The organism is Campylobacter sp. VBCF_01 NA2 (genome assembly GCF_027797205.1).
GTDB lineage: Bacteria > Campylobacterota > Campylobacteria > Campylobacterales > Campylobacteraceae > Campylobacter_B.
Genome location: NZ_CP115607.1, coordinates 1157015 through 1171869, shown reverse-complemented (window position 1 = coordinate 1171869; position 14855 = coordinate 1157015). Strand labels below are relative to the sequence as shown.

Annotated in this window: 16 protein-coding genes; 14 read left to right on the top strand and 2 right to left on the bottom strand. The window is 39.5% G+C overall.

Features of this window, described 5'->3' with window-relative positions:
- Positions 1-51 precede the first annotated feature (51 nt).
- Complete coding sequence (locus PF027_RS06070) at positions 52-831, top strand: OmpA family protein (RefSeq protein ID WP_270865344.1); 780 nt, start codon at positions 52-54, stop codon at positions 829-831.
- Between the two features lie 47 nt (positions 832-878).
- Entirely contained in the window at positions 879-1607 is a 729-nt protein-coding gene (locus PF027_RS06065; protein ID WP_270866607.1) for a tetratricopeptide repeat protein, read from the top strand.
- A gap of 7 nt (positions 1608-1614) precedes the next feature.
- On the opposite strand, the gene recO is transcribed toward PF027_RS06065, so the two are convergent.
- Entirely contained in the window at positions 1615-2229 is a 615-nt protein-coding gene (gene recO, locus PF027_RS06060; protein ID WP_270872505.1) for a recombination protein RecO, read from the bottom strand.
- 86 nt (positions 2230-2315) lie between these two features.
- Between recO and accD the strand changes: the two genes are divergently transcribed.
- From accD to PF027_RS06025, 7 genes are all read left to right on the top strand, one after another.
- On the top strand, positions 2316-3221 hold the full coding sequence (gene accD / locus PF027_RS06055) for an acetyl-CoA carboxylase, carboxyltransferase subunit beta (RefSeq protein ID WP_270862534.1): 906 nt from the start codon (positions 2316-2318) through the stop codon (positions 3219-3221).
- Positions 3221-3673 (top strand): 23S rRNA (pseudouridine(1915)-N(3))-methyltransferase RlmH, encoded by a 453-nt coding sequence (locus PF027_RS06050; RefSeq protein WP_270862535.1) that lies wholly within the window; start codon positions 3221-3223, stop codon positions 3671-3673. Before accD ends, PF027_RS06050 begins: the two co-directional genes overlap by 1 nt.
- A 7-nt stretch (positions 3674-3680) precedes the next feature.
- Positions 3681-4037 (top strand): RNA polymerase-binding protein DksA, encoded by a 357-nt coding sequence (gene dksA, locus PF027_RS06045; protein WP_270859227.1) that lies wholly within the window; start codon positions 3681-3683, stop codon positions 4035-4037.
- 2 nt (positions 4038-4039) lie between these two features.
- A complete protein-coding gene (locus tag PF027_RS06040; protein WP_270872504.1) occupies positions 4040-5041 on the top strand; it encodes a LapA family protein in 1002 nt (333 codons plus the stop codon).
- Between the two features lie 63 nt (positions 5042-5104).
- Positions 5105-6031, top strand: coding sequence for a tRNA dihydrouridine synthase (locus PF027_RS06035; RefSeq protein WP_270872503.1), 927 nt, complete (start codon positions 5105-5107; stop codon positions 6029-6031).
- An 84-nt stretch (positions 6032-6115) separates the two neighbouring features.
- Positions 6116-6844, top strand: coding sequence for a hypothetical protein (locus tag PF027_RS06030; protein ID WP_270872502.1), 729 nt, complete (start codon positions 6116-6118; stop codon positions 6842-6844).
- Positions 6841-7518: a hypothetical protein gene (locus tag PF027_RS06025; RefSeq protein ID WP_270872501.1), complete on the top strand. Its 678-nt coding sequence runs from the start codon at positions 6841-6843 to the stop codon at positions 7516-7518. Before PF027_RS06030 ends, PF027_RS06025 begins: the two co-directional genes overlap by 4 nt.
- Before the next feature lie 236 nt (positions 7519-7754).
- Here PF027_RS06025 and PF027_RS06020 read toward each other — a convergent pair whose 3' ends face one another.
- Positions 7755-8585 (bottom strand): prephenate dehydrogenase, encoded by an 831-nt coding sequence (locus PF027_RS06020; RefSeq protein WP_270870023.1) that lies wholly within the window; start codon positions 8583-8585, stop codon positions 7755-7757.
- A 79-nt stretch (positions 8586-8664) separates the two neighbouring features.
- Here PF027_RS06020 and bamA point away from each other — a divergent pair, with 79 nt between their 5' ends.
- From bamA to thrB, 5 genes are all read left to right on the top strand, one after another.
- A complete protein-coding gene (gene bamA, locus PF027_RS06015; protein ID WP_270870022.1) occupies positions 8665-10914 on the top strand; it encodes an outer membrane protein assembly factor BamA in 2250 nt (749 codons plus the stop codon).
- Positions 10915-11045: 131 nt separating this feature from the next.
- Entirely contained in the window at positions 11046-12425 is a 1380-nt protein-coding gene (locus PF027_RS06010; RefSeq protein ID WP_270872500.1) for a M23 family metallopeptidase, read from the top strand.
- A 48-nt stretch (positions 12426-12473) separates the two neighbouring features.
- A complete protein-coding gene (lpxC, locus tag PF027_RS06005; protein ID WP_270872499.1) occupies positions 12474-13358 on the top strand; it encodes a UDP-3-O-acyl-N-acetylglucosamine deacetylase in 885 nt (294 codons plus the stop codon).
- Positions 13359-13409: 51 nt separating this feature from the next.
- Positions 13410-13820, top strand: coding sequence for a glycoprotease (locus PF027_RS06000; protein ID WP_270862542.1), 411 nt, complete (start codon positions 13410-13412; stop codon positions 13818-13820).
- An 8-nt stretch (positions 13821-13828) separates the two neighbouring features.
- Entirely contained in the window at positions 13829-14710 is an 882-nt protein-coding gene (gene thrB, locus PF027_RS05995; RefSeq protein WP_270877236.1) for a homoserine kinase, read from the top strand.
- Positions 14711-14855 lie beyond the last annotated feature (145 nt).

The window sequence follows — 14855 nt, the reverse complement described above, 5'->3', positions numbered from 1 at the left end:
GCGAAACCGATGAATTTCGGTTTCGCTTTTTTTAAATTTAAAGGGTAAAAAATGAAAAAATCATTACTATCAGCTCTAAGTTTGGCTGGAATTTTATTTTTTAGTGGTTGCACCACTCATGTAAGCGACAATATCCCAGAAGACGGCGTCATGCAATGGGACGATGTAACCTTTCTGGATATGAACAAAACATGGATCGACGCTCCAACTCACCCAAATGCCGAAAATTTGGGCAAAGTAGAAAAAGGTATGAGCAAAGACCAAGTCTATTTCCTAATCGGTCATCCGCACCACCAAGAGGGCTTGTATGCGGTTAGAGAGTGGGATTATGTATTTAATTTAAAGAAAAAAGCTGGCGATCCTGATAAAATTTGCCAATTCAAAATCATCTACGACAAAGATTATCGCGTAGGAAGCACATTTTATAATCCAAAAGGTTGTGCCAATGTAGCCCCTGTGCAGCTACCGAACCAAAATGTCGAGCTAGAATCTGACTTTTTGTTTGACTTCGACAAAGACAATCTCAAAGCCGAGGGCCACGAAAAAATCGCAGCTGTCGCCAAAGATATCGATGTAAATATGGTCAGAAGCGTTAAGGTCTATGGTTACACTGATCCGCTAGGAAGCGACGCTTATAACAAAACTCTATCTCAACAACGCGCAAATATGGTCAAAAACGAACTTATCGCAAATGGAATCCCAGCTAGCAAAATCCAAGCTATCGGCATGGGCGAGGCAGATCAGGTCAAATTCTGCCCAGGCGAAAAAGGTGCCGCGCTAAAAGAGTGTCTCAAACCAAATAGACGCGTCGTAATCAAAACTATTTATTAACAAATTTGGGCTAAGCTTAGCCCAAATTTCACTTCAAAGGGGTTAGTTTGAAAAAACTAATTTTAATCTTTTTATTTTTCTCAAATTTATTTGCTATCGAAGATACGAAATTTATCGCGTGCGAAAAGGGCGACGCGCAGGCGTGCTATGAGGTGGGACTTTTGCTTTATATGGGGCAAAGCACTGCCAAAGACGATGAGGGCGCGGTTTTGTTCTTTAAAAAAGCGTGCGATAAAAAGCACGATAATGCCTGCGTAGCTTACGCGCAAATGTTAGAAAACGGCCTTGGAATCAAGGCGGATAAAAACGCAGCCTTGAATTTATACGAAAACGGCTGTAAGCAAAAAAATGTCCTTTCGTGCAAAGGGGCTGAGAGATTGCACTCTGCTTCGAATAAAAACAAAAAAAGATTAAGTGAAATTCGCGCGTTTTTGTGCAAAAATGGCGAGGATGAATACTGCGAAAATGCCCTTGTGACGCTGGAAAACACAAAAGCTGTGGCAAGGCTGGATAATGACTGCAAAAACGGCAATAAAGATTCTTGCGAAACCTTGGTGAATTTGTATTTTAAAGCCCAAGGCACGCCTGAAAATATCCAATCAGCGATTTTTTACACAGATAGACTTTGCAAGCTAGATGTCGCGACTTCGTGCCGAAATTTAGCCATTATTTTCCAAGGTCAAAGCGATATCGAGGGGGCGAAAAACTACTACGCCAGAGCCTGCGCTATGGGTGATAAAATTTCATGCTCGGAGTATAAAAAGCTAAGTAAATAGCCGAAATTTAGAAGCCTTGAAGCGTGATAGCATACAGCCTTTCAACTGCGTCGTCTTCTAAATTTAGCGAATTTTGATTTTGCAGAAATTCTAAAATTTCGCCCCATTTAAAGCCTTTTTGGTGCAAACAATGCTCGTGAGCGGGCAAAAATCCGCGTGTGAGTGATACTGCGCCGCTAATCTCTTCATCGCATAAAAAACAAAATGGCTCGCTGTGAAGCCTACCCTCAAATTCTAAAATTTTGGCGTAACTTTCGATAATTATTCGGCGTGGATTTTGGCGGCCAAAGCGCGAAGCAGCGGAATTTAAAAGCTCATAGTAAAATTTATCAAGCTCGTTTGCGTCCTTTAAATGCGCGCCCAGTAGCCTGATGAATTGCTGCCAAAAAATGAGTTTTTCTCTATTTGCGAGCCAGCCGTATCCTAGGTGCATGACATTGCTTAGGCGCGGAAGGAAATTTTGGTTTGAGACTAGCTCAAAATCTATTTTGTATCCTTGTGTGATATTTGGGTGTCTGGCACCATAAAAGCGATACGCGCGCACCAAGGCGTCAGCGCATAGCACATCTACTATACAATCTTCGTCTTTGATTTTTGTGACTTTTAATATAAATCCTTGCATGGTTATATTCTAGCGAAATTTTAAATTTAAATAAAGAAAAATAGGTTAGAATTAGAAGTTTAATTTTGCAAAATTAAAGGAATATTATGAATTTTGGAGATTTGTTTTCAAAGATTCGTAGAGCCCAACCAGAAGCTTCTGAGGCACCTGCGCATTGGGTTAAGTGTCCTGGTTGTGCTTCTTTGATGTATTTTAAGGAGGTGGAACAAAACCACCATGTCTGTCCTAAATGTAACTATCACATGCGTTTTAGCGCAGATGAGCGAATCGCGCTAATCTGTGATGAGGGTTCGTTTGTAGAGTGTGATAAAACCCTCGAACCCGTTGATCCGCTTAAATTTGTTGATAAAAAATCATACAAAAAACGCATAAGCGAGGGGCAGGAAAAGACAGGTAGATCGAGTGCTGTCGTCGCTGGCGAGGCCAAAATTTCAAAACAACCTGTGCAATTGGTCGTTTTTGATTTTAATTTTATGGGTGGAAGCCTTGGCTCGGTAGAGGGCGAAAAAATCGTGCGAGCCGTCAAACGCGCGCTTGATAAAAAGCAAGCCTTGATTATCGTCTCAGCTAGCGGTGGAGCTAGAATGCAAGAAAGCACATATTCGCTAATGCAAATGAGCAAAACTTCGGCTGCGCTTAAAATTTTAAGCGAAAACAAAATCCCATTTATCTCTGTTTTGACAGATCCTACGATGGGCGGAGTTAGTGCGTCGTTTGCGTGGCTAGGCGATATTATTATCGCTGAACCGGGTGCATTGATTGGCTTTGCTGGTCAAAGGGTCATCAAACAAACAATCGGAGCAGATTTGCCAGAGGGTTTCCAACGCTCAGAATTTTTGCTAGAACATGGATTAATCGACGCTATCGTGCCAAGAGCGCAAATGCGTCAGTATCTAAGCGATATGGTAAATATGCTAACAAATACCCCAGTCCAACTCGATGATAGTAGCGATGAGGGGCTATTTGATACGCACGGCGAAGAAGACGAATAGTGCAGATTATCGTTAATTCTATACAAAAAGGCACCGACGAATTTGCGAGCGAGTTAAACGAATATCGCAAAATGTCGGCTAAATTTGCTAGCATAAAAGATGAAATTTTCTTTAACGCTAGTATCGCAAAGGCTCAGACAATCGATAGAGCCAGCGCGCTTAGGGCGTATGACGAGGTTTATATGCCTAGATTAAAAGGTTATAATATCGCCCTTGATGAAAGGGGCGAAGAGCTTGATAGTATGGAATTTGCTAAAATTTTAGACGGGAAAAATTTGGTTTCATTTTTCATAGGCGGTGCTTACGGGCTAAGCGATGATTTTAAGGGCAAATGCGATAAAATCATCAGCCTAACAAAGCTAACTTTGGCACATAAAATTGCAAAGCTTATGCTCTTTGAGCAAATTTTTCGTGCGCTTTGTATAAATGCAAATCATCCATATCATAAGTGAGGGTAAAATGAAAAAAAGTGAGTTGAAAATTTACAAAAAACTTTTAGAAGAAAGAAAAGCCGAGCTAAGCGCTAATATCAACAGCGCGACAAAAGATATCGAAGAGCTTAGAGAGCACGGCGCGACAGATGAGATTGATGTAGCTAGCATGGATACGGATTTGACGATTGAGTATTCGATTGGGCTAAAACAAAGAGAGAGCCTAAATAAAATAGTCTCTGCGCTAGAACGCATTGAAAATGGCACTTATGGCGAGTGTTTGGAGTGTGGCGAGCCAATCAGCCCAGAAAGGCTAAAAGTCCGCCCAGAATCAAGACTATGTATTTCTTGCAAAGAACTTGCCGAAAAAGCACAAAGGAGATAATGATGAAGGCAAAACAATTTTTTGTATATTCAGTGATATATATCGGTATCATCGCGGCTGTGATTTTCACGCAAGAAAGTGCAAGTTATACGCTAAGCTTGCTCGGGCATTCGCTAACACTGCCTGTGGCTGTGTGGGTAGTGCTGCCATTAGCTTTGTATATGATACTAGCGCTTTGTCATTTGGGCTTTTATGGTTTTATGGTTTATCGCAAAAACCGCGCTATACAAAAAGATGTAAGCTCGTATGACGAGATGACAAAAGAGGTTTTACTGGGATTAGAGACGAACCGAAATTTCAAAACAGAGTTTTTCAAAGATCCAAGCGATATAACTAAAATTTTATCTCCATGGTATGATAGTAGCGAGCTTGATATCAAAAACGAAAGCCTAAAAGAGATAGTCGATGTCGTCGAAAAGGTAAAAAACGGCGAGGTTGTGGATTTGAAAAAATACAAACTCCCTAAATCAAACGGTATGTTTTTACAAAATGAGTTAAACCGCCTTGACGCTGAGCCTGATTATGCGCGCGAAATTTTAAAAACAAAGGGCGTTTATAATGATCAAATCACCAAAAAAGCATATAAAATTTTAGTCGATAAGGGCGATTATAGCGCGATTAAAACCTATAAAGAATTCCAAGATAGCGACGATATCAAGCGTATCGTAGAGCGCGCTGCCGATGAGAGCGAGTTTGAGGTCAGTAGCGAGGAGCTGTTTAATCTCATAAATAGCGATAAATTCAGCGACAAAGACTTCATTTATTTTGCCAAAAAGCTCAAAGACCACCTAAACCCAGAGCAATACAGAACCTTTTTCGAAAGGCTCAAAAACCAAAATTCAAGCGCGACAGAGGCGTATTTGTATGCACTATATGAGCTTGGTATGATTGATGAGCTAAGAGAGCAGCTCCACATGAGCGACGGCGACGAATTTGATAAATTCCAAATTTTGCTATTTTTACGCGACAATGGCAAATCAGTGCCAGCTTCGCTGATATTCTAAATTTCGGGGCGCAAATTTGTAAATTTTGTAAATTTGCAAATTCGCGCCATTTTTACACAATCAATGAATTTAAATAAATTTTTCGAGACAAAACCGCTTTTTTTGGCGCCTTTGGCTGGGTTTTCAGATCCGCCACTGCGTGGTGTGGTGAAAAAATTCGGCGCTGATGCGACGATAAGCGAGATGATTAGCGCAAATGCGCTAGTGTTTGAAAACGACAAAACCCTAAAAATGTTAGAAAAAAACGAAGCAGAAGAGCCGTTTTTCGTCCAAATCGCCGGAAGCGACGAGGAAGTGATAAAAAAGGCGGTTTTGATTTTGAATAAATTTGACGGATTTTGCGGGATTGATCTCAACTGCGGCTGCCCTGTGCCAAAGGTCGTGAAGCAAAACTCTGGTTCGGCGCTTTTGCTGGATTTGGACAAGATAGCCCGAATTTTAGAAATCATCAAAACTCACTCAAACAAAAAATTCGTAAGCGCGAAAGTTAGGCTTGGCTTTGCTAGCGTTGATATCGAAAATATCGCGCGCGCGGTGGAGCGAGGCGGGGCTGATTTCATCGCGGTGCATGGGCGCACGAGAGCTGGTGGATACAGCGCGCAGGTCGATTACGACGCAATCGCGCAGGCAAAAGGTGCCGTGCAAATCCCGCTTATCGCCAATGGCGACATTAGCTCGCAAAATGCCGAATTTGTGCGAAGCACGACCGGCGCAGACGGGCTTATGATAGGCAGGGCAAGTATCGGGCACCCGTGGGTTTTCGCCGAGATTAAGCAGGGGCAAAGTGCTAGCACGGAGCTGAAAAAAGAGATTATTTTGGAGCATTTTGCGCAGATGATAGCGCACTATGGGGCGCACGGCGTGGCGATTTTCCGCAAACACCTGCACGAATACTCCAAGGGCTACGCAAACGCTAGCGCATTTCGCGAAGAGATAAATCACATAGAAAATGCAAATTTAATGCGAGATAAAATTTTGGAGTTTTTTTAAATTTTGGTTTTTTATGGTTTAAAATTGTAAATTTAAAAATTCAGTATCAACGATACTGACCGAGATTTTATAAAAGGATTAAATTTGGAAAATTTTGAGAATACAAATTTCGACAATAAACCAAATGTTAAAAAAGCGAATTTACGAAATTATGACGAAAATCCGATTATTATAAAAGATTACAAGCCACAAGTAAATTTGATTGGTATATTTTTGATGATTTTAGCTTTTGTTATTTTGTGTATCGTAAGACCAGAAAAAGTCAATGGTTTTACGATTTTGTCTCTTATGGTAGCAATTCCTTATATTATGAAATTTTTAGGCAAAAATTACTTTATTTTGCAAAACGAAATGATAAGTCAAATAAAAAATGATAAATCTTTTGATTTTATACAAATAAAAGAGATTAAAAATGTTAAATTTAGCATTGATTTTAGAGACGGAAACGAACAAATTCCATTTATTGCTAAAATTTTACTTTTTATTATAATCTCAACATATATTTATGCGATTTTTGCGTTTAATGAACCGATTATTTTGTTTTTTATTTTTGCACTTATCTTTGTATTTTATGCAATTCCAAAAATCATAACCCATACAATAAATGGTGGCAAAATCAATGATAGCGTTTATGATTGTCTTACCATTTATAGTAAAAATGGAAAAGTGATGAATATTATGATTTGTAGCGACAAAGAATTTAAAGAATTTAAAAAATACTTTTTAGAAAATGTGAAATTAAATATTTCAAATGCTAAATCAAGTTTTGGAATTTTTGATAAAAATTTTTATGACACAAGGAGAGAACTATGAGTTCAATGGATAGCACCTTGGGAAATAAAGAAAATAACAATACCTCAGAAGAGTTTGTAATCATAGAAAATAATTGGTTCATTAAAGCTCGCATTGCTGGGGCAATTCCGTGGATTATGTTTTGTTTAATTGTGTGTTTTGTATTGCTTTGTATTTCGCATGATGATCCATTAAAAGAATTGTATAGAAAAGGCGGGATTGGATTTACGCTTTGTGGTGCATTTATTTTAATATTTGACAATATTAAGTTAATACAAAAAATTAAAAAAATGCCATTAGTTGCTAAAATTTATGATAACTACATAGAATATGATTTTTATGATGCAAACGGAAATAAAAAACGATATAAAATGGATTTAAATAATGCTAACATAACATACTCAAACAAACCTGTGCTTGGAAAATTTCCATCACCAGATGATATAAATTTCACAGATATATTTATTCGACCTGTGGCGTGTTGTATTAGATTTGTGGAAAATTTGGTTTTTAAAATTTTAAATCGTTTTTGCGAAAAAAAATATATTATTTTTGAAAAAAACGGCTTTCGTATTAGTTTAGAAGACAACAAAAAAATTTCAAACTATTTTAATGATATAAAATTTAATGAATTTACAAAAGAGTATTTTTTAATTGGATCAATAAAATTTAATAAGGAGGAAGAAAATGCCTGATAATAATTCAACTAAAAATGAAATTCCTTTTGTAGCGCCGTAGGGTGGGTATCCTTGCCCGCCGAATTTTATATTTTTATCAAATTTCATCATTTTTAATCCTTTGATTAACCATTGCAGTGAGAAAAAATAACCAAAATATTACAACCGCGTCATTGCGAGCATAGCGTTGCAATCTAGCAAAATTTAGATAAATTTCAAACTCTCAGATTGCTTGCGCGACAAATCAGGAAAATTTACAAAATCTCGCGCAGTGTCCTTGCGCTGTGCATCCAGCTATCTAGCTCGCTCCATTTTTCGTTTTCGATCATATCGGTGCAAATTTGAAGCTCTTTTTTGAAAGACTCTATCGATTTTAACAAATTTTCTTTGTTTTGTTTGAAGATATCGACCCACATTTCAGGGCTTGATTTGGCGATTCTTGCCATGCCGGTGAAGCTTCCGCCGGCTAAATTTATGATATTTCGGCGATTTTCCTCTTTTAAGACGCTATTTACGAGTGAGTAGCTAATCGCGTGTGGCAGGTGCGAGATGAGCCCCACATGGTGGTCGTGGCTGAGCGCGTCCATAAAGACAATCTTCATACCCGCAAACGAAAAAATTTCAACCGCGCGTTTGACATGCATTTCATCGGCGTTGTTATCGTCGCAGATGACGACTACTGCGCCGTTTAGTAGCTCCGAAAACGCAGCACTCGGACCTGAGTTTTCCGTGCCTGCCATAGGGTGAGCGGCGATGAAATTTCCTCTAATCTCTGGCGGGCAACTTTGCAAAATTTTAAATTTCGTGCTTCCTAAATCGATGATTGTGGTTTCCTTGCGCGCGTCTTTTAGCTGGGCTAGCGTCGTGATAATCGCCTCGACTGGGATTGCTAGAAAAATCACATCGCATTTTTGCTTCATCTCCTCGATACTTAAAATTTCATGCACCAGCCCCAGCTCCAAGGCCTCTTTTTCGTTTTCCCTAGAAATATCATATCCGCTAACCGTGCTAATAATCTTTGATTTTTTCATACAAAGCCCAAGCGAGCCACCTATCAAACCTAAGCCTATAATGCCTATTTTCATAATTTTCCTTTGTAAATTCTTTTTGATTAATTTTAATATGCTATTATACGCAATTATTTTCATTTCTAGGTAAAATTTTATGAGAAAAAGTTTGTTTTTATTATTAGGTGGGGTTTCTGTTGCTTGCGCAGCGCAAATCCAAACTATTAAATTCGAGGGTTTAAAACACCTATCTCCGCAAGTTGCAGCTGCTATTTCTGGCCTACAAATAGGCGATCAAATCACAGGCGAAAACACAAACCGAGCGATCTCAAATCTCTTTGCTCAGGGCTATTTCGAAGATGTATATATCAGCGAACAGGGCGGAAATGTAACAATTAGCGTAAAAGAAAAACCAAGCGTGGCCAAAGTCGATATCAAAAATGTCGTTACAAACGACCAAGACGCTATCAAAAATCTAATCGGACTTCGCCCAGGACAGGTCTATGATGAGGTTTTGGCAAAAAATGCTGCCGCTAGAATCAAGCAATTTTACGAAGTAAAGGGCTTTTTTGACACTGTTGTCGAAGTTACCCCAAAACCGCTTGATAGCGAAGGAAACGCCGTGCATGTCATAGTCGATGTCAATAGAGGCGAAAACATCATCATCGAAAAAGTAAATTTAGTCGGTGCTAAAAAACTAGATTATGATGATATCGAACCAGCTGTTTCAAACAAACAACGCGAAGTATTTGGCTGGCTATGGGGCTTTAACGACGGACAGCTAAAAGCTAATGAGTTGCCAAACGACGCAAATAGAATCCAAGAAGAATACTACAAAAAAGGCTACCTCGACGCTAGGGTATCTGCCCCAATCGTAAATGCCGATACTGGCGATTACACCGCGGATTTGACATATTATGTAACAGAGGGCGAGCGTTATAAGGTCAGCAGTATAGATATCGACTGCCCAGAAAATGTAACTATGGATAAAGAAAAGGTCATAAGCGATCTAAAACTCGAAAAGGGCGATACGATGAATTCAGACTGGATGCGTCGTGATATCCAAAAAATCGAAACCTTAGTCGCCGATCAAGGATATGCTTATGTCAAGGTCGTCCCGCAAACCGATCAAGACAGAGAGGCCAAAACCATAGGCATAACTTATAAAATCATACCTGAAAATAAAGTCTATATCAGAAATGTAACAATCTCTGGCAACGACAAAACAGAAGATAAAGTCGTTAGACGCGAAATGTATCTAACTGAGGGAAATTTATTTAGCAGAACCGATTATGCTGATTCTATCGCGGCTCTTAAACGCACTGGATATTTCGAAAATGTCGAAATCAAAGAAACTAGGGTGAGTGACGATCAGCTAGATTTAGAAGTCGTAGTCCAAGAAACCCCAACCGGCTCGATTACAGGCGGTATCGGATATGGTAGCGATGATGGATTGCTACTAAGCGGTGGAATTAGCGATAGAAATGTCTTTGGCACAGGACTAAGTGGCTCAGTATCGGTAGAAAAATCAGATGATAAATTAAGCGGTAGAGTAAGCCTTACAAATCCTAGAATTTTCGATTCAGAATACAGCCTGGGCGGTATGGTCTTTGCTAATGATTATGACTGGGACGATTACGAGGAGAAATCTTACGGATTTGCTTTGACGCTTGGCAGAAAGCTGGGACGAAATTTAAGCGCAAGTCTGACATACTACCTAGAAAAGACAGAAATCGAAGGGCTAAACGAATACTACGCAGCCGCTGGTTATCGTAACCACGAAAGCATAAAAAGCTCGATTACACCGGCACTTACATACAATAGCACAGATGATTACTACCTGCCACGAAGCGGTATCATCGCGACTGCTAGCCTAGAATACGCTGGACTTGGCGGAGATATCGAATTTACCAAAGCCAAAGGAAGCTTTAATTACTACTTTGGATTGCGTGATTATATTGATTACGATTTGATTTTCCGCTACAAAGCTGCGGCTGGATATGTTTGGGATAGAGGCGATCCACTTCCAATCAACGAAAAACTATTCCTAGGCGGTATTAGGACGGTGAGAGGATATAATTCTAGATCGATTCCGCGTAAAGAAATTTGCGTAGCTAGTGGTAGTTGCCGTTATGTCGAAACTGGCGGTATGCAAAGCTTCAACAACTCAGTCGAGCTAAGCTTCCCGCTAATCGATCGTATGAAAATGCGCCTTGTAACATTTTTCGATTATGGTATGATAGGCGACAATGACTGGAACGAGGAAGAGCGATATAGCGCAGGTGCTGGTATCGAGTGGCTGACACCAATGGGGCCGTTGCAGTTGTATTTCACAAAACCGCTTAACGAAAAACCACACGATAAGACAAATAGTTTCGAATTTAGCATTGGAGCTAGATTTAACTAAAATTTGGCGCAAATTTTGGGTAAATTTCATTTTTACCCAAAATTTAACCTTAATGAAATTTAACCAATCCTTTACTTACGATTTACAAAAACTCAGTAAAATCAGGCTTTAATTTAAAATCAAGGTAATTTATGTATAGAAATCGAAGCAGAATAAATCCTAAAATTTTCATTTTTTTAATACTAACTTTGGCGATAGCTTATGGAGTTTTTCATTTTTTAACCTCTCCTAAATTTGAACAAAATCCCCCTAAAATCGAAATTGCAGATGAAATTTACTGGAATTTAATCTCGCCTTTGAAGGTTAAAATTTCAGATGACACAGGCGTAAAATCAATAAAAGTAAGCCTAAATGACGGGGAAAATTTAACTCCGCTAAAAGATGAAGAGTATGGTATAAGCCAAAAAGAGCTAGAAGTCGCAGTTGAATTTCCAAAAAATTTAATCCTAAACAAAGATAAAAAATACAAACTACACATCGAAGCTGGCGATATTAGCGCGTGGAATTTCACCAAAGGCAACAAAACCGATAAAGTCGTAAATATAATCATCGACAACAAAAAACCTTTGATAAATTTGGTCGCAAATTCGTATAAAATCACCAAAGGCGGCTCGGCTGTGGTTGTTTTCAGTGCGACGGACGAAATGCTAGATGAGGTTTTTATCCGCACAAATTATGGTAAAATTTTTCAAGCTACGCCGTTTGTCAAAGAGGGGTATTACGCTTCGCTTGTAGCCTGGCCGGCAAACGAAGATGAATTTCGCGCCGAAATCGTAGCAACCGACAAGGCTGGCAATGTTAGCTCGTCGCAGATTCGCTATTTTTACAGCGACAAAAAATACAAGGTCTCGCAAATCAAACTTAGCGAAAATTTTCTCTCAGGCAAGGTTAGCGATCTAGCCAGCCAACATGCGCAAAATTTCAACTCTATGAGCGATTTGGATAAATTTAAATTTGTAAATGAGACTTTGCGCGAACAAAACGCCAAGGATTTGCACGCATTTACGAGCAGGGTGCATGAGGATATGATAAGCGAGTTTTCGCTTCGTCCGTTTTATCCACTTGCAAAGGGCGCTGCAGTAGCGAGTTTCGCCGATCACAGGCTGTTTTTCTTAAATAGCGAGCAAGTTAGCGAGAGTTGGCACATGGGGCTTGATCTTGCTAGCGTGGCAAATGCAGATATCAAAGAGAGTAATTATGGCGTGGTCGTGTTTTTGCAAGATAATGGAATTTATGGCCTAAATTTGGGCGTTTATTATGGATTTGGAGTTTATGGCGTGTATGCGCACTGCTCGAATTCAGCCCTTAGCGTGGGCGATCAGGTCAAACCAAACGATATCTTAGCCCAAACTGGCGCCACTGGCTTTGCCTTTGGCGATCATTTGCACTTTGGCATAGTGGTTCAGGGCGTGGAAGTAAGGCCAGAGGAGTGGATGGATCCGAAGTGGATCAAAGATAATGTTAGCGATGTGCTCGAAAGTGCGAAAAAAGTTATCGAAAAAGGAAAATAAATTTCAAATTTTTCGCTATAATGCAAAAATTAATGAAATGAGGGAAAAATGAGACAAAGAACAATAGCTAAAAAAGTCCATAGTGTCGGTATCGGATTGCATAAAGGTGAGCCAATCAGACTTACATTGGAGCCTTTGGAAGCAGGTAGCGGAATAGTATTTTATAGAAGCGACCTTGGAGTTAGTTTTAAAGCAACGCCCCAAAATGTCGTAAATACCCAAATGGCCACTGTCGTGGGCAACGAAAAGGGCTATGTCTCTACGATAGAGCACCTAATGAGCGCGATTTCAAGCTATGGAATCGACAATATTCGCATTATCGTCGATGCGAACGAAATCCCTGTAATGGACGGAAGCTCGGCGAGTTTTTGTATGCTTTTGGACGAGGCTGGGATCAAAGAGCTAGATACGAATAAAAAAGTCATTATCATCAAACGCGATGTCGAGGTCAAAGAGGGCGATAAATTCGTCCGCCTAAGCCCAAGTGCAAGGCCTAAATTTGATTATACGATTAAATTCGCAAATCCGATTATCGGCACACAGCACCATGTCTTTGAATTTAGCAAAAAGGCTTATATTAAAGAAATTTCTAGGGCTAGAACTTTTGGATTTTTAAAAGATGTTCAAGCGCTTCGTTCTATGGGGCTAGCACTTGGTGGAAGCCTAGAAAATGCCGTCGTAATCGACGATAATAAAATTTTAAACCCAGAGGGTTTGCGCTATGAAAACGAATTTGTCCGCCATAAAATTTTAGACGCTATCGGCGATTTGGCACTTAGTGGAGCTCCTATTTTGGGTGATTACACATCATTTGCTGGAAGCCATGATCTAAATCACAAGCTCACCGAGGCTGTATTTAGCGACGCTAAAAATTATGAATTAGTCGAGCTAAACGCGCAAATCGTAAGAGAGTATCAAAAAGCTTTCGCGTAAGGGCAAATCATCAAAGAAATCAGCGTTTTAGTCGTAGCACTCACTTCGCCCGTGCTTGTCGGTATTTACGAGAAAAATGACAAAATTTTAGAATTTTCTAGCGCGCCAGGGCAAAAAGCCGATGAATTTTTGGTAGAAAAATTTTCTCAAATTTTAAAAGAGTATAAAATTTCAGAGCTTATCTATGCGAATACACCCGGCTCTTTTATGGGCATAAAAGTTAGCTTTGTAATGCTAAAAACGCTTAGTATCGCCCTAAATTTGCCACTTTACGCGGTCAGTGGATTTGAGCTAAATGGATTTTCGCCGATTAGGGCAAACAAGGCATTTTCATACATTTACGAAAATGGCGAGATAAAAATGGCAAAATTAGAGCCTGCTCCTATGAAATTACCGCAAAATTTATCAACTTTAAATAAAAGCAATGATATACTACCAAATTACATTATTGATGCAGTTTAGGAGAAAATTTGATTATAAAAATTCCCGCCACCAGCGCAAATTTGGGGCCAGGCTTCGACGCACTAGGACTTAGTTTAGAGCTTTTTAACGAAGTAGAGATTTGCGAAAACAGCTTTCATTGTATCTCGCTAAACGGATATGGAAGCGAAAAGGCGTGGCTTAAAAAAAATAATGCGTTTTTAAACATTTTCCGCGAAATTTACACCAAACTAGGCGGAAATCCAAACCAAAATTTCAAAATTTCATTTCAAAACAATATCCCATTTTCGCGCGGTCTTGGAAGCTCGTCGGCTGTGATAGTCGGAGCAATCGCGGCAGCGTATTATATGCGCGGATTTAGCGTGGATAGGGGCAAAATTTTAAATCTCGCCCTAGAATACGAAAACCACCCTGACAATATTGCCCCGGCGACTTATGGCGGGTTTGTTTCGAGCATAACTTCTGGCAAAAATGTCTATTCGCAAAAATGCGAGATCGACGCTGATATCAAGGCTATCGTCGTTATCCCGGATACGCCAATGCCTACAAACGAATCTCGCGGAAAATTGCCTAAGAGTTTTACTATCAAAGATTGCGTGAGCAACCTTTCGCACGCTGCGTTTTTGACAGCCTGTTTTATGAAAAAAGATTATGATAGTCTAAGGCTTGCTTGTGTGGATAAAATGCACGAGGAGGTGCGTATGAGTGCGCTACCTGAGCTGTTTAGCGTGCGCGAAGTGGCTTATGCAAATGGCGCGATTATGAGTTCGCTCAGCGGTAGTGGCTCGACATTTTTAAATTTAGCCCATGCTAGCGACGCGCAAAAGATAAAAAATGCGCTGGTGGATAAATTTAAAAATTTCAAGGTAGAAATTTTAAATATAGATAATAACGGCTTTAATATTAGCTAAGAAAAAGTAAGATATAATTTTATGAATAAACCGATAAGAATGTGCGTTATTTGTAGAGGTAGATTTGCTAAGGCGGGGCTTAATGCCTTTGTGCAAAATTTCAAAAAAGAAAATTCAAAACGGCAATTTTATATTTGCAATCAAT